The 18381-nt window shown below is 59.0% G+C and carries 24 protein-coding genes; 13 read left to right on the top strand and 11 right to left on the bottom strand.

Annotated elements, in window-relative coordinates:
* Positions 1-45: 45 nt before the first annotated feature.
* Both C4J88_RS17585 and C4J88_RS17580 read left to right on the top strand, forming a co-directional pair.
* Positions 46-762 carry a DUF969 domain-containing protein gene (locus C4J88_RS17585; RefSeq protein WP_124407683.1) on the top strand — a complete coding sequence of 239 codons (717 nt, stop codon included), beginning with the start codon at positions 46-48 and terminating at the stop codon, positions 760-762.
* The gene (locus C4J88_RS17580) at positions 759-1709 is read left to right on the top strand and encodes a DUF979 domain-containing protein (protein ID WP_124407682.1); all 951 of its coding nucleotides are present in this window, start codon (positions 759-761) and stop codon (positions 1707-1709) included. The genes C4J88_RS17585 and C4J88_RS17580 overlap by 4 nt, the downstream gene beginning before the upstream one ends.
* Positions 1710-1818: 109 nt before the next feature.
* Here the strand turns inward: C4J88_RS17580 and C4J88_RS17575 are convergent, their stop codons facing one another.
* From C4J88_RS17575 to C4J88_RS17565, 3 genes are read right to left on the bottom strand one after another with little or no spacing between them, the layout of a single operon-like run.
* Positions 1819-3219, bottom strand: a complete 1401-nt coding sequence (locus tag C4J88_RS17575) for a heavy metal sensor histidine kinase (RefSeq protein ID WP_124407681.1) — start codon at positions 3217-3219, stop codon at positions 1819-1821.
* Positions 3216-3887 (bottom strand): heavy metal response regulator transcription factor, encoded by a 672-nt coding sequence (locus tag C4J88_RS17570; protein ID WP_124367657.1) that lies wholly within the window; start codon positions 3885-3887, stop codon positions 3216-3218. Before C4J88_RS17570 ends, C4J88_RS17575 begins: the two co-directional genes overlap by 4 nt.
* Positions 3888-3929: 42 nt before the next feature.
* Positions 3930-4190 (bottom strand): DUF2790 domain-containing protein, encoded by a 261-nt coding sequence (locus C4J88_RS17565; protein ID WP_124367656.1) that lies wholly within the window; start codon positions 4188-4190, stop codon positions 3930-3932.
* A 201-nt stretch (positions 4191-4391) separates the two neighbouring features.
* Here C4J88_RS17565 and C4J88_RS17560 point away from each other — a divergent pair, with 201 nt between their 5' ends.
* Positions 4392-5087, top strand: a complete 696-nt coding sequence (locus tag C4J88_RS17560) for an HAD family hydrolase (protein ID WP_124407680.1) — start codon at positions 4392-4394, stop codon at positions 5085-5087.
* Here the strand turns inward: C4J88_RS17560 and C4J88_RS17555 are convergent.
* Together C4J88_RS17555 and csrA are read right to left on the bottom strand one after the other, a co-directional pair.
* Positions 5069-5332, bottom strand: coding sequence for a hypothetical protein (locus tag C4J88_RS17555; RefSeq protein WP_124404701.1), 264 nt, complete (start codon positions 5330-5332; stop codon positions 5069-5071). The two genes, C4J88_RS17560 and C4J88_RS17555, sit on opposite strands and share 19 nt — an antisense overlap.
* Before the next feature lie 205 nt (positions 5333-5537).
* A complete protein-coding gene (gene csrA, locus C4J88_RS17550) occupies positions 5538-5732 on the bottom strand; it encodes a carbon storage regulator CsrA (RefSeq protein WP_003192511.1) in 195 nt (64 codons plus the stop codon).
* Positions 5733-5992: 260 nt separating this feature from the next.
* On the opposite strand from csrA, the gene C4J88_RS17545 reads away from it, so the two are divergent.
* Positions 5993-6358 (top strand): SPOR domain-containing protein, encoded by a 366-nt coding sequence (locus tag C4J88_RS17545; RefSeq protein WP_124408649.1) that lies wholly within the window; start codon positions 5993-5995, stop codon positions 6356-6358.
* Between the two features lie 31 nt (positions 6359-6389).
* Here the strand turns inward: C4J88_RS17545 and C4J88_RS17540 are convergent, their stop codons facing one another.
* From C4J88_RS17540 to C4J88_RS17530, 3 genes are all read right to left on the bottom strand, one after another.
* The gene (locus C4J88_RS17540) at positions 6390-7079 is read right to left on the bottom strand and encodes an endonuclease (RefSeq protein WP_124371242.1); all 690 of its coding nucleotides are present in this window, start codon (positions 7077-7079) and stop codon (positions 6390-6392) included.
* Positions 7080-7083: 4 nt separating this feature from the next.
* On the bottom strand, positions 7084-7335 hold the full coding sequence (locus tag C4J88_RS17535) for a DUF1654 domain-containing protein (RefSeq protein WP_124404699.1): 252 nt from the start codon (positions 7333-7335) through the stop codon (positions 7084-7086).
* 165 nt (positions 7336-7500) lie between these two features.
* Positions 7501-8589, bottom strand: coding sequence for an asparaginase (locus tag C4J88_RS17530; RefSeq protein WP_124407679.1), 1089 nt, complete (start codon positions 8587-8589; stop codon positions 7501-7503).
* 449 nt (positions 8590-9038) lie between these two features.
* Between C4J88_RS17530 and C4J88_RS17525 the strand changes: the two genes are divergently transcribed.
* From C4J88_RS17525 to C4J88_RS17495, 7 genes are read left to right on the top strand one after another with little or no spacing between them, the layout of a single operon-like run.
* On the top strand, positions 9039-9998 hold the full coding sequence (locus C4J88_RS17525; RefSeq protein WP_124359095.1) for a sugar ABC transporter substrate-binding protein: 960 nt from the start codon (positions 9039-9041) through the stop codon (positions 9996-9998).
* 57 nt (positions 9999-10055) lie between these two features.
* Positions 10056-11609: a sugar ABC transporter ATP-binding protein gene (locus C4J88_RS17520; RefSeq protein WP_124407678.1), complete on the top strand. Its 1554-nt coding sequence runs from the start codon at positions 10056-10058 to the stop codon at positions 11607-11609.
* Positions 11606-12583 carry an ABC transporter permease gene (locus C4J88_RS17515; RefSeq protein ID WP_003174987.1) on the top strand — a complete coding sequence of 326 codons (978 nt, stop codon included), beginning with the start codon at positions 11606-11608 and terminating at the stop codon, positions 12581-12583. Before C4J88_RS17520 ends, C4J88_RS17515 begins: the two co-directional genes overlap by 4 nt.
* A 3-nt stretch (positions 12584-12586) precedes the next feature.
* A complete protein-coding gene (locus C4J88_RS17510; RefSeq protein ID WP_124363577.1) occupies positions 12587-13609 on the top strand; it encodes a LacI family DNA-binding transcriptional regulator in 1023 nt (340 codons plus the stop codon).
* A 23-nt stretch (positions 13610-13632) separates the two neighbouring features.
* The gene (rbsK, locus tag C4J88_RS17505) at positions 13633-14550 is read left to right on the top strand and encodes a ribokinase (RefSeq protein ID WP_124367649.1); all 918 of its coding nucleotides are present in this window, start codon (positions 13633-13635) and stop codon (positions 14548-14550) included.
* Positions 14547-14951 (top strand): D-ribose pyranase, encoded by a 405-nt coding sequence (rbsD, locus tag C4J88_RS17500; protein ID WP_124407677.1) that lies wholly within the window; start codon positions 14547-14549, stop codon positions 14949-14951. The genes rbsK and rbsD overlap by 4 nt, the downstream gene beginning before the upstream one ends.
* Positions 14952-14977: 26 nt before the next feature.
* Positions 14978-16006 carry a nucleoside hydrolase gene (locus tag C4J88_RS17495; RefSeq protein ID WP_124367647.1) on the top strand — a complete coding sequence of 343 codons (1029 nt, stop codon included), beginning with the start codon at positions 14978-14980 and terminating at the stop codon, positions 16004-16006.
* Between the two features lie 33 nt (positions 16007-16039).
* Here the strand turns inward: C4J88_RS17495 and C4J88_RS17490 are convergent, their stop codons facing one another.
* Entirely contained in the window at positions 16040-16246 is a 207-nt protein-coding gene (locus C4J88_RS17490; RefSeq protein WP_124367646.1) for a hypothetical protein, read from the bottom strand.
* 156 nt (positions 16247-16402) lie between these two features.
* Between C4J88_RS17490 and C4J88_RS17485 the strand changes: the two genes are divergently transcribed.
* A complete protein-coding gene (locus C4J88_RS17485) occupies positions 16403-16708 on the top strand; it encodes a hypothetical protein (protein ID WP_124367645.1) in 306 nt (101 codons plus the stop codon).
* A 144-nt stretch (positions 16709-16852) separates the two neighbouring features.
* A complete protein-coding gene (locus C4J88_RS17480) occupies positions 16853-17173 on the top strand; it encodes an I78 family peptidase inhibitor (protein ID WP_124363571.1) in 321 nt (106 codons plus the stop codon).
* 77 nt (positions 17174-17250) lie between these two features.
* On the opposite strand, the gene C4J88_RS17475 is transcribed toward C4J88_RS17480, so the two are convergent.
* Together C4J88_RS17475 and C4J88_RS17470 are read right to left on the bottom strand one after the other, a co-directional pair.
* The gene (locus C4J88_RS17475; RefSeq protein WP_003234260.1) at positions 17251-17463 is read right to left on the bottom strand and encodes a cold-shock protein; all 213 of its coding nucleotides are present in this window, start codon (positions 17461-17463) and stop codon (positions 17251-17253) included.
* Between the two features lie 288 nt (positions 17464-17751).
* Positions 17752-18066, bottom strand: coding sequence for a hypothetical protein (locus tag C4J88_RS17470; RefSeq protein WP_124407676.1), 315 nt, complete (start codon positions 18064-18066; stop codon positions 17752-17754).
* Positions 18067-18381: the final 315 nt, after the last annotated feature.

Genomic DNA, 18381 nt, shown 5'->3' with positions numbered 1-18381 from the left:
CGCCTGCGTCAGTGGCCCGTAGCGCGCATTCAAGGACTTTTTTTCATGCAAAGTGTTGTGAATCTTTGGCCGTTGCTCGGCGTATTTGTGATTGTGGTTGGCTTTGTCCTGCGCTTCAATCCGTTGCTAGTTGTTACCGTCGCCGCCATGGCTGCGGGGCTTGCCGCCAACTTTTCGTTAGAGCAGATCTTTGCGAGCATGGGTGATGGTTTTCTTCAAGCCCGCGCTCTGCAACTGATCTTGTTATTACCGCTTGCGGCTATCGGCCTACTGGAGCGTCATGGTCTTCGTTTGCATGCGCGGAACTGGATTGCCGGCTTTGAGCGCGCCACGGTCGGACGCCTGTTGATCGTCTACCTGTTTGTGCGCGAGTCGACAGCGGCCATGGGCTTGACCAGTCTGGGCGGGCATCCGCAAATGGTACGGCCGCTTTTGGCACCGATGGCTGAGGGCGCGGCAAATAAACGCTACGGCAAACTTCCCGACACGCTGCGATACAAGGTGTTCGCCATGTGTGCAGCGACCGATAACATCGGGTTGTTTTTTGGTGAAGACATCTTTGTTGCCTTTGGTGCCATTGCGCTGATGCACACTTTTTTGGTCGGATCGGGGATTGATGTTGAGCCATTGCTCATCGCTCTTTGGGGCATACCTTCGGCGATCTGTGCCTTTGTTGTTCACGCGATCCGCCTGCATTGGTTTGATTTGAGGCTAACCCGCCAAATGATGCTCACTGCCACTGCGATGGAAGTTTCGCAATGACTGTCTTCATTGAATACCTGTATGGGCTGGCCGGCGTGTTGTTAGTGATTACGGCGGGGATGGTTCTGTTCGATGGCACACATCCGAAGCGCTGGACGACGGCGTTGTTCTGGCTGCTGTTTGCTATTCCGTTCCTGGCAGGAGAACACTTGCCATCGGTTGTGATAGGCGCGTGCGTAGTGGCGATGGCTTTGGTTGTCGGCATCCGGGGCGTCGGCCGTGGCAAGCGTGCCGAGTTGGGTGACGAGGTGTGCGGCGCGAGTGCGGATCGCCTGGGGCATAAATTGTTTATCCCCGCGCTGGCGATTGTCCTCATCACCGTGCTTGGGTCAGTACTGTTCAAGCACACTGAAATTGGCGGCGTTCCGCTGCTGGACCCAAAAAATACTACCTTTGTATCTTTGGGGATCGGCTGCCTGGCAGCCGTCGGCCTGGCCTGCTGGCTAACACGTGATACAGCGGTGCAAGCCTTGCGCGAATCCCGCCGCCTGACCGAAGCGCTGGGCTGGGCCATGGTGCTCCCGCAAATGCTGGCGATGCTTGGGTTGTTGTTCAACGAAGCCGGGGTTGGTACGGCTGTCGCTCATGTCACCACAACGTACATCAGCCTGGATTTCAAATGGATCGCGGTGATGGTTTATGTGCTGGGCATGGCGCTGTTCTCGATGGTCATGGGTAATGGCTTCGCAGCGTTCCCGGTGATGACCGGTGGGGTGGGCGTGCCGGTTCTGGCAGGTATCTACGGTGGTGACCCTGCGGTGATTGCGGCTATCGGCATGTTATCTGGCTATTGCGGTACGCTGATGACGCCTATGGCTGCCAATTTCAATATCGTACCAGCGGCCCTGCTAGAGTTACCCGACAAGAACGCGGTGATCAAAGCTCAATTGCCGACCGCGTTAATGATGCTGGCGGTCAATAGTGTGCTGCTCTACTTGTTGATGTGAACCTTGGGGCAAGGCTGCATCAACTTGCCACCGCAGAACGGTGCATCAGTTGGAGAGCTGGTAAGCCAGGCCAACCCGTACGCTTGCCGCAGCGCTGAGAGCGGTGAGCTCAATGCTCCCTGCGTGGAAAAAATAACTCAAAACACGTCACACCAACCTCACTGGTGACACTGTAGCCACCGTTGTGCAATTGCATGATGGTTGCCACGATCGACAGCCCCAGCCCATTGGACTGGGAGGACCGTTCGCGGGATTCATCCACCCGGTAAAACCGTTCGAACAACCGCGGTAGGTGCTCGGCGGGAATGGTTTCACCGTGGTTACTGACCCTCAGGTTGACGCCCTCGTCATGTGCAATGGCCTGGATGCTCAGCTTTGAACCCGGCGAACCATACTTGATGGCGTTGGCGCACAGGTTGGCCAGGGCGCGCCGCAGCAGCATCGGCTCCGCCCAGATCACACCTTCGCCCTCGACCACGATGTGCATGCCTGCGTCAGCCGCCAACCCTTCGAAATAATCCGCGATGCGTTCCACTTCATCCGCAGCGTCCAGCGCCTGGCGTTGACGCAATGCGCTGGCAGGGTCGGTGCGCGCCAGAAACAGCATATTGTCGAGCATCCGCGCCAAGCGTTCGAGTTCTTCGACATTGGAGGCCAACAGCTGCTGGTAGCTTTCGATACTGCGCTGCTGTTGCAGGGCAACCTGGGTTTCGCCGAGCAGATTATTGATCGGCGTGCGCAGTTCATGGGCCATGTCGGTGGACACCTGGCCCAACTGCACAAAGCCTTTGGACAAGCGTTCAAGCATGGTGTTGAACGACTCGATCATCGGCAGCAATTCTTTGGGTGCGCCCTGGCCGTCGAGGCGCTCGGCCAGGTTGCCGACGCCGATCCCTTGCGCGTGGCGGGCGAGGCGGCGCAAGGGCAGCAAGCCGCGATGCACCAGCAGGTAACCGGCCAACGCCAGGACGATCGCAGCGATGCTCGCCAGGATATAAACGCTCAACCGATAGCTGGCGAGTACGGCGGTGCGCTCGGTCATCAGGCGGCCGCTGGTGACTTGCAGGCTGCCCAGGTCACCCGAGTCGATGGTCGCGGCCACGGTTGAAAAAGGAATGCCGTTAAGCCCCGGCAAATGCTGCACATCGCTCAGCGCCAGTACGTGATCCTTGGGCACTGGTTTGACCGAAGGCAACTCGATATTCGCCGGGTTCACCAACAGCAACGGTTGTTGGCCGGGGGCGCCGATGCTCAATACGGATTCGCGGTTGCCCAGCATGTTCTGGAACAACTCGGGCTTTGTCTGGATCAGGCCCAGGGTATTGCTGTCGTTGAGCAGGTTGCGCAGTTGATCCACCCGGGATATCAGCGCGGTGTCGTCGCGGCGCACCAACTCGCGCTCCAGCTCACGGTAAAGTGCTACGCCCAAGGTGGCCAGCAAGGCAAAAGCGAGCAAGGCGAAGATCAGCGCCAGGCGCAGGGTCAGCGAGTAGTGGCGAGCGCGGCTCATGGCTGGGTATCGAAGCGGTAGCCGATGCCCCGCACGCTGTGGATCAACTTGAGCTGGAACGGGTCATCGATTTTCAAGCGCAGGCGCCGCACGGCCACGTCGACCACATTGGTGTCACTGTCAAAATTCATGTCCCATACCCGCGAGGCAATCAGCGAGCGTGACAGCACCTGGTCCTGATGAGTGGCGAACAGATGCAGCAGGGCGAACTCTTTATTGGTCAGGGTAATGCGCGTGCCGGCGCGGGTGACGCGGCGCTTGAGCACGTCGATTTGCAGATCGGCGATGTGCAGGTGTTCTTCTTCGCGTGTCGGGCCGCGTCGGGTCAGGGTGCGCAGGCGTGCGACCAGCTCGGCGAAGGAGAAGGGCTTGATCAGGTAGTCGTCGGCGCCCAGCTCCAGGCCTTTGATGCGGTCGGCGATGTCATCGCGGGCGGTGAGAAACAGTACCGGCGTGTCGGCTTCCTTGCGCAAGCGGCGTAGCACTTCCCAGCCATCCATCTTCGGCATCATCACGTCGAGCACTATCACGTCGAACGGGGTTTCCAGGGCCTGGTGCAATCCGTCCACGCCATCGCGGGCCAGGCTCACGCTGTAGCCCAGCTCCTGCAGGCCATTGAGCAGGTAATTGCCGGCCTTGGGTTCGTCTTCGACTACGAGGATGTTCATGGGAAATGCCCTGGTTCGATGGGTTGCGCAAGTTTAGCCTGATCAATTGTCACTGGCGCAACCGGTGCCCTGCACGCGGTAGTCCAGCACATGCTCACGATCCTGGTGGTCCAGGTAGCGCAGTTGTGCCGGGACGATACCGCATTGGCCGTAGGAGTCGGTACTGGACAAAACCTTGGCGACATCCAGGTGGACGAAGAAGCCGGTCTGATCATGGATCACGGGCGCGGTTGAAGCGGTGTCGGCAGCGAATACCGAGCCGGTGGCGAGCAAGGCAGCAAAAGCGAGGGCAAAGCGTTTCATGGCGAGATCTCTGTTTAAAGTGGCTGCCGGGGTTGGCAGTGAATTCACAGTAACCAGGCGACCCGAACAGCTAACCAACAGGATGATGACAAGTTCGTCATTCAAGGTTTAACGCTGGCGCCTCGCAGCGTTTACAAGTGCCGAGGTGAACCGTAGATTGCGTGGGTCGATCATTGCTTGAACCCATGGAGAAGCCGCGTAGTGTCCAGTCGAAATCCAGCCGTATTCAGTCAGCGTTACCGTGCCTTCCTGTTCGATATGGACGGCACCCTGCTCAATTCCATCGCCGCTGCCGAGCGTGTATGGAGCCGCTGGGCTGAACGCCATGGGCTGGATGTGCAGGCTTTCCTGACGACCATTCATGGCGCCCGCGCGATTGATACGATCAGGCGCCAGGGGTTGCCGGGTGTGGATCCCGAGGCGGAGGCGGCGTGGATTACCGAGGCTGAATTGAACGACGTCGAGGGTGTCGTGGCGCTTGCCGGCGCGGTCGCGTTCCTGAACTGCTTGCCGGCCGATCAGTGGGCACTGGTCACGTCTGCGCCCAAGGCACTGGCGTTGCGTCGAATGCAAGCGGCGGGTATTTCCATGCCGGCGGTAATGGTGACGGCCGAAGATGTCGCCAGCGGCAAGCCGGATCCTGCGTGTTACGTGCTTGGCGCCCAGCGCCTGGGCGTGCCGGTGCAGGATTGCCTGGTGTTCGAGGATGCGAGGGTAGGCATTCGAGCAGCAGAAGCGGCGGGAGCGGACGTGATGGTAGTGACCTCGACGCACCTGGCGCCCATGGCGACTGAACATGCCTGTATCGAGGGATATGAGGGGGTGCAAGTCGTGCGAGAAGCGGATGGCCTGCTGACGCTGCGAGAAAAGATAGACAGTCAGCGTGCGGTTTTTTGATGGGCGCGATGCGCCTCGCGCTGGCACAGCTTACGCAAAATAGTCTTCTGAATCGGCTTGAGACAGAACGCAAACAGGTAGGCGCACAAGAGTAAGGCGAGGTCCAGCCAGGAATGGTCTGCGGCGTCGACGGCCGCCTCGGCTTCCAATCGCAGGCCATACCCGAGCGCCAGAAAGACCAGCCCTATCAGCAAGGTGATCGTCCAGGACAGGGTAACCATGGGCTGTGTAACGGTTGGCCTCATCGACGTGCTCCTGAAATGCACTCGGACCGCAGGATGACGTGGGATTTGGCTGCAAATGATGCAACAAGTTCCGGGGAGCATGGCAGTTTCATCTTGCAGCGCAGGCCGATGTACGAGGCGCACAGCTCGGGTAGAAAAAGAACGGGTCAATCAGGGTTTTCGCCAGCCGTTACGGTGAAGCAAAAGGCTGGCTACTGGAGGTGCTTCAAGGCGTCTGGTTTTTGTCCGGCGCAGTGAGGCCGGCCTGGATGCGCTGATAAATTTCCTCGCGGTGCACGGCGACATCCTTGGGGGCGTTGATGCCGATTCGTACTTGCTGGCCGCTAACGCCCAGGATGGTGATCGTAATGTCATCACCGATGTTTATGCTTTCACCAACTTTGCGGGTGAGTATAAGCATGGACTTCTCCTTGATTACTTTTAAGGACACATGTTCAGACAGGGCAGGTGTCGGATGTGCGTAGCTTACTGCGAAGCGCTTCCCTGTGACTGCCTCTTTTAGGACGCATAGAGGCGACATTAATTCCCATGGCGGCATCATACAGGTCGCGATACATCATTCGCATTGTTTAAGCCAATGTTTATGACGGCCAGAATAGACAGTGAATGGTAAAGTCGCCTCTTTATCTTCAAAGGAGCAGGGCAGTGCGTAAAGTAGCGATGGCAATTGCGGTGTTGGCGTTGGCCGGATGCGGCGAAGGTAAACCTGTCGATGCGCCCAAGGCCAAGCCTGTCGTGACCCAAAGCCAGCCACAAACCGGTGCGATTGCCGCTCAAGAATGGGATGTATGGGTGGGCCCGCCGGATCACAAGCTGCAGGCGATCACGGACCTGACCGCCTGGTTGCTGGAGCATGGTTTCAATTTTTATATCGTCAAGGTCGACGGCAAGGACCAGGTACTGCTGGGCCCGTTTGCGAGCAAGGCCGAGGCGGAGGCCAAGCAGACCCTGCTCAACGAAAAGATGGCGCGGGCCAAGAAAAACGACACCGTGTCAGAGGTCATCGAACACAAGGCCACCCAGTAACAAGCCGGGTGGGCGGGTTTTGCGCCCACTTTCAGCCACAGGCCTTCAGGTTCACCGGGCCGACGAACTCATTGCCACGGCCCATCACACAGCCCACCGTCTGGTTGCGCTGGCGCTCCCAGGCTTGCACCGGGTAGGTCTTGTTCCAGGCTTCATACAGCTGGCGATCCTGTTTCGACAGGCGCAGGCCGTATTGCTTGCTCATATAAAAATAGGTGCGCGCGATCATTCCACGGATGGACGGACGCGGCATGACCTTCTTGGCCTTGAAGTCCACTTGCGTCAGGCATGAACCGTATTGCCCGCTTTGCACCGGCAGCCAGCCGAAGCTGAAGTTGTTGCGGTCGCCATTCACCTCGCCGATGCTCGGCACCAGGTTATGCAGGTCCGCTTCGGCGCGCTTGAACACGTCGTCATGGCGCGTGCAGTTTTTACGCCCGCCATTTTGCCAGCACTGACGTTGATGGCCGATCTGCCAGGCGGGCACGATGTGTTCCCACTCGATGCGTGCGGCGCGGTTGGCGTTCTTGCGCGGGATGTAGCCACAGGCTTTCAGGTCTATACGGTTACCGGTGTATTTGCAGCCGCAGTAGAACTCGGTGGACTGCGGAGCGTAGAGCTTCCAGGCGATTTTTTTGGCTTCACTGAAAGTGCGGGGGGCTTGGGCGTTGGCGGTGACAGCAAACAACAGGCAGCACACAGCAAAAAAACGGACACTCATTCAATCAATCTTCCTTCGGCACAACCCAGAAAATCTGCACGCCGCCGTCATCCCTGTAGGCGAGGGTGACGTTGTCGTTTTCCGCAATCTCTTCAAGCAAGCGCGCCCATTCGTCTTCGGGCTCATCCGGCAGGCGGAAGATCAGCGCCGCCTTGGCCTTCTGCGCGTTGGTCGAATTGATGATTTTTTGGACGCGAATAGCCAGGCGCTGGTAGGCATCTGGCGGTGCGGGTGCTGCGGAGGAGGGCTTTGCCACGGAGTATTCCTTAGTAAGCTGTACGCACATACAGTATTTAACTGTAGGTAATTTCGCAACTGCTTAAATTCAAAGAACTCCGTCTGACAGCGAATTTGGAAATTTGCTGTGATTTTTTGCGAGGCACTGTAGGAGCGAACTCGCTCCTACAGATAAAGCCTGGAATCAATACTCCCAGAACATCCGTTGCAGCTCTTTGCTGTCCTGGGTCTTGGTCAGGGCGACCATCGCCAGGATGCGCGCTTTCTGCGGGTTCAGGTCAAGGGCGGCGACCCAGTCGTATTTGTCGTCTGGTTGCTCTGCGTTACGCAGCACCATGCCGCCGGCATTGACGTGGGAAGAGCGAATGATCTGCACGCCTTGCTTGCGCAATTCCACCAGCGCGGGAACGACCTTGGACGACACTGAGCCATTGCCGGTGCCTGCATGGATGATCGCCTTGGCACCCGCTTGGGCCAGGGCCTTGTAGGCAGTGTCGCTCACGTTGCCGTAGCCGTAGGCAATTTCGACGTCGGGCAGGCTCTTGATGGTCTTGATGTCGAATTCCGAATCCATGGTGTGACGCTTGGCCGGCAGGCGGAACCAGTAGGATTTGCCTTCAACGACCATGCCCAGCGGGCCCCACGGGCTCTTGAAAGCCTCGGTCTTGATATTGATCATCTTGCTCACGTCGCGACCCGACTGGATCTCGTCGTTCATGGTCACCAGCACGCCTTTGCCCCGTGCGTCCTTGCTGCCTGCGACGGCAACGGCGTTGTACAGGTTGAGCATGCCGTCTGCCGACATGGCGGTACCAGGGCGCATGGAGCCGACCACCACGATAGGCTTGTCGGTTTTTTCAACCAGGTTGAGGAAGTAGGCGGTTTCTTCGAGGGTGTCGGTACCGTGGGTGATCACAATGCCATCCACGTCCTTGTCGTCAGCCAATTCGGCGACGCGGCGACCCAGTTGCAGCAGGCTGTCGTTGTTGATGCTTTCCGAAGCAATTTGCATCACTTGTTCGCCGCGTACATTGGCGATCTGGCTAAGCTCAGGAACACCCGCGATCAATTGTTCGATGCCGACTTTGGCGGCCTGGTAAGTGGCGCTGTTGGCCGCACTGGCGCCAGCCCCGGCAATGGTGCCGCCAGTGGCGAGGATCACCACGTTGGAAAGCTTGGTCTTGCTGTCGACTTCTTTTGCCTGAGCGGCAACCGGGAACAGCAGCAGAAGGGCCAGCGCCCCAGGAACAAAGGTCTTCAATGCAGATTTCATTATTTTTCTCTCTGGTTTTTGATGAGTGCGGTAGCAGGTTCATCCAGAACACCCGGGCGACTCTGAACGCCTCGAGGTGCTGAGAAAGAGCAGGATTTGTACCAAGCCAATCATGCTCGGAGAGATAAAATAAGCTATTGATTTAAAACAATTTAAATGGGATTTTCAGTCTGGGCTGACGCGACGCCGTCCGGCTTTCCGAACGGAAGGCGCTTCGCTGTTCGGTTGTCCGAAAGCCAGCTCGGGTTGGCGCAGGTTATGTATGAGATCGTCGTTGCGCCTGTCGTTCAACCAACGGGAAAAGGGCAGGGTGGGTTCAGGATGAAAGGTGAACGACTGCCGTTGACAAATCTCGACAAGGTTCTCATAGTTCTGACAACGCAAACGTTTGCGAGATGTTTCTTCGACGCGAGCGTTGCTCACAATAATCATAAGATCGGAGTACACCCATGAAGCTGCCATTTGCAGGACGTCTTCTTGCTGTCGCTGTGCTTGCCGCCGCATCCGCTGCCCTGCCTCTCTCTTCTGCTTTCGCTGACGACGCCGCCGCCAAACCCAAGGTTGGCCTGGTGATGAAGTCCCTTGCCAACGAATTTTTCGTGACCATGCAGGAGGGCGCCAAGGATTACCAGAAATCCCACGCCGCCGACTTCGACATGATCACCAACGGCATCAAGAACGAAACCGACACCAGCGCGCAGATCGATATCGTCAACCAGATGATTCTGGCCAAGGTCAACGCCATTGTCATTGCACCCGCCGACTCCAAAGCGCTGGTCACCGTGCTGAAGAAAGCTTCGGATGCCGGCATCAAGGTGGTCAACATCGACAACCGTCTGGACCCGGACGTGCTGAAAAGCAAAAAACTCGATATTCCCTTCGTCGGCCCGGACAACCGCAAAGGCTCCAAGCTGGTGGGTGATTACCTGGCCAAGCAACTGGCCGCAGGCGACAAGGTCGGTATCATCGAAGGCGTACCGACCACCACCAACGCCCAACAGCGCACCGCAGGCTTCAAGGATGCGATGGATGCTGCAGGCATGAAGATCGTCTCCACCCAATCCGGTAACTGGGAAATCGACCAGGGCCAGAAAGTCGCATCGGCGATGCTGAGCGAATACCCGGACCTCAAGGCACTGCTGGCCGGTAACGACAACATGGCCCTGGGCGCAGTCTCCGCCGTACGTGCGGCAGGCAAGGCCGGTAAAGTGCTGGTGGTGGGCTATGACAACATCGAAGCCATCAAGCCGATGCTGCAGGACGGTCGCGTGCTCGCAACCGCCGACCAGGCCGCTGCCCAGCAAGCTGTGTTCGGCATCCAGAACGCGCTCAAGCTGGTCAAGGGCGAGAAGGTCGACGCCACCGACGGCGTGATCGAAACCCCGGTCGAACTCGTCCTCAAGAAGTAATCCCGGCAGTAGCCAACAGCGCCCGCTCGTCCTGAGCGGGCGCCTGGAGATTTTCCTATGTCATCTTCCGCCCCGAACGCTGTCCTCTCGGTCAGCGGTATCGGTAAGACCTATGCCCAACCGGTTCTGTCCGACATCACGCTCACGCTCAATCGCGGTGAAGTGCTGGCACTGACCGGTGAAAACGGCGCTGGCAAAAGCACCTTGTCGAAGATCATCGGCGGGTTGGTCACGCCGACCACCGGGAACATGCAGTTCAATGGCCAGGCCTATCAACCCGGCAGCCGCACCCAGGCCGAAGCGCTGGGTGTGCGCATGGTCATGCAGGAACTCAACCTGCTGCCAACGCTGACGGTGGCTGAAAACCTGTTCCTGCATAACCTGCCCAGCCGTGGTGGCTGGATCAGCCGCAAACAGCTGCGCAAAGCCGCGACCGAAGCCATGGCCCAGGTTGGCCTGGACGCCATCGACCCGGACACGCTGGTCGGCAGCCTGGGCATTGGCCATCAACAAATGGTCGAGATTGCCCGCAACCTGATCGGCGACTGCCACGTACTGATTCTCGACGAACCTACGGCGATGCTCACTGCCCGTGAAGTCGAGATGCTGTTCGAACAAATCACCCGCCTGCAGGCCCGAGGCGTGGCGATTATTTATATTTCGCACCGGCTGGAAGAGTTGGCCCGTGTGGCCCAGCGCATTGCGGTATTGCGCGATGGCAAGCTGGTGTGTGTCGAGCCAATGGCCAATTACAACAGCGAACAATTGGTGACGCTGATGGTGGGGCGCGAGTTGGGCGAGCATATCGACCTGGGCCCGCGCACCATCGGCGGACCGGCCCTGACGGTCACAGGCCTGACGCGCTCGGACAAGGTCCGTGACGTGTCGTTCCAGGTGCGCGCGGGTGAAATCTACGGTATTTCCGGCCTGATCGGCGCCGGTCGTACCGAGTTGCTGCGCCTGATTTTCGGCGCCGACCCGGCCGACAGCGGCACCGTGGCGCTGGGGCCGCAGGCCAATGTAGTGAGCATTCGCTCCCCAGTCGATGCGGTCGGTCATGGCATTGCCCTGATCACCGAAGACCGCAAGGGTGAAGGCCTGCTGCTGACCCAGTCGATCAGCGCCAACATCGCCCTGGGCAACATGCCGGAAATCTCCGCTGGGGGGCTGGTGAACAGCCGCGATGAAACCGCCCTGGCCAAGCGCCAGATCGACGCCATGCGTATCCGCAGTTCCAGCCCGGCGCAGTTGGTTTCCGAACTGTCGGGCGGTAACCAGCAGAAGGTGGTGATTGGCCGCTGGCTGGAGCGTGATTGTTCGGTGATGCTGTTCGATGAGCCCACCCGAGGTATCGACGTGGGTGCCAAGTTCGACATTTACGCCTTGCTCGGCGAGTTGACGCGCCAGGGCAAAGCGCTGGTCGTGGTCTCCAGTGACCTGCGCGAGCTGATGCTGATCTGTGACCGCATCGGCGTATTGTCCGCCGGGCGCCTGATCGAGACCTTCGAGCGCGATAGCTGGACCCAGGACGAATTGCTCGCCGCCGCCTTTGCCGGCTATCAGAAACGTGATGCGCTGCTCAACGATGCAGTGCCTAGGAATACCCCATGAAAACAACCACTTCCCCCGGTAAGACTGGCGGCAACTTCTACGGCCTGGGTACCTACCTGGGGCTGGCAGGTGCGCTGCTGGCGATGATTGCGCTGTTCTCGGTGCTCAGCGATCACTTCCTGTCTTATGACACGTTCAGCACCCTGGCCAACCAGATTCCGGACCTGATGGTGCTGGCGGTGGGCATGACCTTTATCCTGATCATCGGCGGCATCGACCTGTCGGTGGGCTCGGTACTGGCGCTGGCGGCATCGGCGGTCAGCGTGGCGATTCTGAGCTGGGGCTGGAGCGTATTGCCGGCCGCCGTGCTGGGCATGGGCTGCGCCGCATTGGCTGGCACACTCACCGGCTCCATCACCGTGGCCTGGCGGATCCCTTCCTTTATCGTGTCCCTCGGCGTGCTGGAGATGGCCCGGGGCGTGGCTTATCAGATGACCGGCTCGCGCACCGCGTATATCGGTGACTCGTTTGCCTGGCTGTCCAACCCGATTGCGTTCGGGATCTCGCCGTCGTTCATCATTGCGTTGCTGGTGATCATCGCCGCCCAGTTGGTGCTGACCCGCACCGTGTTTGGTCGCTACCTGATCGGTATCGGCACCAACGAAGAAGCGGTGCGCCTGGCCGGCATCAACCCCAAGCCCTACAAGATCCTGGTGTTCAGCCTGATGGGTCTGTTGGCCGGCGTGGCCGCGCTGTTCCAGATTTCGCGTCTGGAAGCGGCGGATCCGAATGCCGGCTCGGGCCTGGAACTGCAAGTGATCGCTGCTGTGGTGATCGGCGGTACCAGCCTGATGGGCGGGCGCGGTTCGGTCATCAGCACCTTTTTTGGTGTGCTGATTATTTCGGTATTGGCTGCGGGCCTGGCACAGATCGGCGCGACAGAACCGACCAAACGCATCATTACCGGTGCGGTGATCGTGATCGCCGTGGTCCTTGATACTTACCGCAGCCAGCGCGCCAGTCGGCGGGGCTGAACCATGGCAACGATCAAGGATGTGGCAGCGCTGGCGGGGATTTCCTACACCACGGTGTCCCATGTGGTGAACAAGACGCGCCCGGTCAGCGAGCCGGTGCGCATCAAGGTCGAGGCGGCGATCAAGCAGTTGGACTACGTGCCGAGTGCGGTCGCGCGCTCACTCAAGGCCAAGACCACTGCGACAATCGGGCTGCTGGTGCCCAACAGCCTCAACCCGTATTTCGCCGAACTGGCCCGGGGCATTGAGGACTACTGCGAGCGCAACGGCTACTGCGTGATCCTCTGCAACTCCGACGACAACGCCGAAAAGCAGCGCAGCTATTTGCGCGTGCTGCTGGAGAAACGCGTCGATGGCTTGATCGTAACCTCGGTGGGCGGCGATGACAGTGGCCTCGCCGCTGGCTTGAGTGCGGTGCGCACGCCCATGGTGATAGTCGACCGGGCACTGGACGGTATCGACGTCGACTTGGTGCGCATCGATCATGAAGAGGGGGCTTATCTGGCGACCCGGCACTTGCTTGAATTGGGCCATCGCGACATCGCCTGCATCGCCGGCCCGGCCCATACTCGCGTGGCGCAAATGCGTCTGGCAGGGTATCGGCGTGCGCTGCGCGAAGCTGGGGTTGAAATAGCGGCTGAGCGCATCCGGGAAAGTGATTTTACCAGCACCGGTGGTTATGCCGCCGCTGTGCAATTGCTTGCGCAGCAACCCCCCAGTGCGATATTTGCCTGTAACGACATGATCGGTTTCGGCGTGCTGCGCGCTGCGGCAGAGCAGAATATCCGCGTGCCGGGCGAGCTGTCGGTGATTGGTTTCGATGACATTCAAATGGGCCGGTATGTTTATCCGGCGCTGACCACGGTCGGGCAGTCGATCCTGCAACTGGGCGAGACAGCGGCTGAATTATTATTGCGACGTATAGCGACACCCCAACGCCCGATCGATCAACGCATCGTGACGCCGAGTATTGTCTTGCGTGAGTCGACGGCGCCGTTGGCCGGTGTGTTCGCCCAATACCGCTGAACTGAATTGATGAGTACTGATGTATGCCAGCAAAAGTAGTGGTAGTAGGCAGCTTGAACATGGACCTGGTCACCCGCGCCAGTCGCTTGCCGCGTGCCGGTGAAACACTGATCGGCCAGACATTTTCTACCGTACCCGGTGGCAAGGGCGCCAACCAGGCCGTAGCCTTGGCGCGCCTGGGGGCGGATGTGGCAATGATCGGTTGCGTCGGTACCGATGCCTACGGCGGCCAACTGCGTGATGCGCTGGTGATCGAAGGCATCGATTGTCAGGCCGTCAGCACCGTGGAAGGCTCCAGTGGTGTCGCGCTGATCGTGGTGGATGACAGCAGCCAGAACGCGATTGTGATTGTGGCGGGCAGTAACGGTCAGTTGACGCCGGACTCGATGACGGCCTGCGATGCGGTGTTGCAGGCCGCCGACGTGATCATCTGCCAGCTTGAAGTACCGATGGAAACCGTCGGGCATACGCTCAAGCGCGGCCGCGAGCTGGGCAAGACGGTGATCCTCAATCCGGCGCCCGCCAGTGGGCCCTTGCCGGCCGCGTGGTATGCCTCGATTGACTACCTGATCCCCAACGAAAGTGAAGCCAGCGCCTTGAGCGGCGTGACGGTCGATTCGCTCGACAGCGCCAAGCTTGCCGCTACCGCGTTGATCAAGGCTGGCGCCGCCAAAGTCATCATCACCCTGGGCGCCCAGGGTGCACTGTTTGCCGATGGCAACAGCTTCGAACACTTGGTCGCGCCCAAGGTCACGGCGGTGGATACCACGGCTGCCGGCGATACCTTCGTAGGTGGCTTTGCTGCGGCATTGGCCGCAGGCAAGAGCGAAGCCGAGGCGATCCGGTTTGGCCAGGTCGCGGCAGCGTTGTCGGTGACCCGTGCCGGCGCCCAACCTTCTATTCCTACCCTGCACGACGTACAAGGTTTTGTGCCCTCATGAAAAAGACCCCTCTGCTCAATATCGCCCTGTCGCGCGTGATCGCGTCACTGGGGCACGGCGACATCCTGGTCATCGGTGATGCCGGCCTGCCGGTGCCACCTGGCGTCGAGTTGATCGACCTGGCGCTGACCCAGGGCATCCCGGATTTCATCAGCACCCTGCGCGTTGTGCTCAGCGAAATGCAGGTGGAAAGCCACGTGCTGGCTGAAGAAATCCTGCTCAAGCAGCCGCCGGCGCTGACCGAGCTCAATGCGCTGGCCGAACAGGCTGCGCTGGGCGAACGACGCCTGCTCAGCCATGACGCGTTCAAGCAACTGAGTGGCAAGGCGCGCGCCGTGGTGCGCACCGGCGAATGTCAACCGTACTGCAATATCGCGCTGGTCTCCGGCGTAACCTTCTAGAGTCCCCCTACGACAAGGAGTGTTTTATGCAACGTGGTCTTCCATCCCTGAAAAACCTGTTTCGGAGTGTTCTGCTTTTGTCCGCACTCACAGCTGCAAGCGCCCAGGCGGCAGAAAAAATCGACCTGATCATCGATACCGACCCAGGTGCCGATGACGTGGTTGCCTTGCTGTTCGCCATGGCGTCGCCGGAAGAGCTGAGCATCCGCGCGCTGACGACCGTGGCCGGCAACGTGCGCCTGGACAAAACCTCGCGCAATGCGCGCCTGGCGCGCGAGTGGGCAGGGCGCGAGGACATCCCGGTATACGCGGGGGCTCCGGCACCGCTGCTGCGCAAGCCGATCTATGCCGAGAATATCCATGGCAAGGAAGGGATTTCCGGTGTCACCGTGCACGAGCCGAAACAAGGCCTGGCTGACGGCAACGCCGTGGATTACCTGATCAAGACCCTGACGGCCGCCAAGCCCCACAGCATCACTATTGCCATGCTCGGCCCGCAGACCAACCTGGCCCTGGCATTGACCCAGGCACCAGAAATCACCCAGGGCATCAAGGAAGTGGTAGTGATGGGCGGTGCGCACTTCAATGGCGGCAATATCACGCCGGTGGCCGAGTTCAACCTGTTCGCCGACCCGGTGGCCGCCGAGATCGTGCTTAAAAGCGGCGTGAAGTTGACCTATCTGCCGTTGGACGTGACCCATAAGGTGCTGACCAGCGAGGCTCGCCTGAAGAAAATTGCCGACCTGAACAACAACGCAAGCAAGGTTGTGAGCAATATTCTTAACGAGTACGTCAAAGGCGATATGGAACACTACGGCATTCCTGGCGGGCCGGTGCATGACGCCACGGTGGTCGCCTACCTGCTCAAGCCGTCGCTGTTCAGCGGTCGCCAGGTCAATGTGGTTGTCGACAGCCGGGAAGGCCCGACCTTCGGCCAGACCATTGTCGATTGGTACGATGGGCTGAAGCAGGACAAGAATGCGTTCTGGGTCGAAAACGGCGACGCCCAGGGCTTCTTCGATCTGTTGACCGAGCGCCTGGCGCGTTTGAAGTAAACCCCTTACCGGTCGGCGTTCGCCGGCCGGTTCTTATGCGCGCTCGGGTGCGCCCATGTGGTCGGCCGGGTATTTCTCGAATACCTGGCTGATGAATGCTTGCGCGCCCTTGGTGCCGAGTTCCTTGACCAGCAGGTCGATACCGATGATCGCCAATTCCTCCGGACTCCCGGGGCTGTAGGAGCTTTGCCCTTGGGGCCATTTGGCTTTGATATCGGCTTGGAGCGTTACGGTGGTCATGGGAAATCTCGCGGGCTGTAGGTACTGGGCAATGCGCTGGCGTGTGGCTGCAGCGGGCGCAGTTAACCATTTTGCGCGCAAGTTGGCACTGCTACTTAGGCATGAGGAAGGGGGTGTGCGACACTGTCCGCCTGTTTATTGGCCGGGAAACACTGCGTGCAGATCGATTTGAATAACCCCGAGAGTCTTACGCTGGTCGCTGTGCGCCAACTGCTGGCCGGCGCCAGTGACGATGAGCACACCCAGCTGCGGGTCAGCAAGGCGGGTATTGCCTACATTTCTTCAGGCGTGGTCGGGGGCGCTGATATAGGTGGTTTGCTGTTTCGCCTGGAGACCTGGGCAAAGGGTTCCGGTTATGTGGGTAACGTGGCCGCGAACGACGAAGTCTGGGTGATGCAGATTTTCAACGCGCTCAAGCAGAATTGGCCAACGCCGTCGTCTGACTACATCGATATCTACTGAACATATTCATATCTAGTCACGATTGACGGGGCGCTTGCCGGGCGTGACTCAGGCAGACTTGCGCGTCAGACGTTAACGTCTTGAAACCAATCTGCTCACTCGCTGTCGCACGATCTCTGTCCATTTTTAATCATAGGAGGCTTCATGCCTTGGAAGCTCGCATCATTCGGTACTTTGTTGGCAGCGCTCGCGTTGGCGGGTTGCAGCACCCCGGGTGCCTCTGAGCCAGGCAAAGATGCCACCGTGACCGATGCTGGTCATAGCCGCTGTGAGTCGAAGGCTGCCGAGTTCACGATCGGCCAGAAAGCCTCGCCTCAACTGCTGGAGCAGGCGCGTACGCGTGCCGGTGCGCAGAACGCACGCATCCTCAAACCCAACGACATGATCACGCTGGAGTATCGCTCCGACCGCCTGAACCTGAACACCGACGATAACCTGGTGATCACGCGGGTCAATTGCGGCTGATAGCCTAGCCACTGGCTTTTGCAGCATCCATAAAAAACCCCGTCACATGGACGGGGTTTTTTTAGCTCGGCGGAGAATTACTCGCCGCGAACTTGTGCAGCTTGCATACCCTTTTGGCCTTTCTCAGCCACGAAGGAAACGGTTTGGCCTTCTTTCAGGCTTTTGAAACCGTCGCTTTCGATAGCTTTGAAGTGTACGAACAGGTCGTCACCGCCACCTTGAGGAGTGATGAAGCCGAAGCCTTTTTCATCGTTGAACCATTTAACGGTGCCGGTTTGGCGATTAGACATGGTGTATCTCCAAGAAACATATATTTTCAGTAGTGCTGTGCTGCTCAGGCCAACTGGGCACACAGGGCTATCATAGTCGAAATGTTCGGCTTGGGAGCCCCCCAAGGCATTGTTTGCTAATCAATCGCGTTGCGTTGCGTGTCTGTTTTGGCTGAAAGCCCCGTTCTACGGGGCTTTGGAGCGAAATATCAGCTGTTAAAAAAAGCCGTAAAAGCTGCGTAATTTGTGAGAAACAGCCGTTTTCAGGCTGTTTTTCCGGCAAAAAAGGCGCTCGCTCAGTGAGCGTTCTTACTTTTTCTTGACCACTTTGCAGGACGAAATAGCCGCGACCGCTTTGTTTTTAAGCTCTGGGCTGGCGTTCTGGTTGGTCATCAATTCTTTGATTTCCGCAGTGCTCAATTCGGCGTTGATCTTGTCGGCGCCACATTCACAATGATCTTTGGCAGTTTTGACGTCCACGTTCTGGCTGGCCGCAGCGCTGCAGTCGCTGACGAAGCTGTCACGGGCGCCAGCTGGCCAGTTCGAAGGTGCCGCTGCTTGTGCGCCGAGGGAAAGCAGGGTCAGGGAAGCGGCGAGGGCGAGTGTCGAGGTAAAACGCATCATGGGATGCTCCTTTGGGTCGAGGACGAACGGCGATTCTCGGGGTGTTTGAGGCGTAGCGTACAGCTCAAGTTCACTTTTGCGGCCATAAGGCATGGAATTTACTTTTACCGCAGGTCGTGTCGGCGCGATGACCGTTCATCTGTGCTAGCATCCAGGGCTTGGCTTTTTCCAGGTGCGCTCTGTGCCGCCTTGCCAGCTCTTTTTTTGTTCACTCCAGTCACTCTGGTTCGATTATCGGTTGGCCGAAAGGCTCCTGCCGCTGTAAGGCAGGCGTTCAGTATTGAGCGGCCTGATGTTGGATCTTGTACTGGCTCA

Origin of the sequence: Pseudomonas sp. R4-39-08, assembly GCF_003852275.1 — a bacterium.
Lineage (GTDB): Bacteria > Pseudomonadota > Gammaproteobacteria > Pseudomonadales > Pseudomonadaceae > Aquipseudomonas.
The sequence above is the reverse complement of the archived record's forward strand: the minus strand, read 5'-3'. Positions and strand labels throughout refer to the sequence as shown.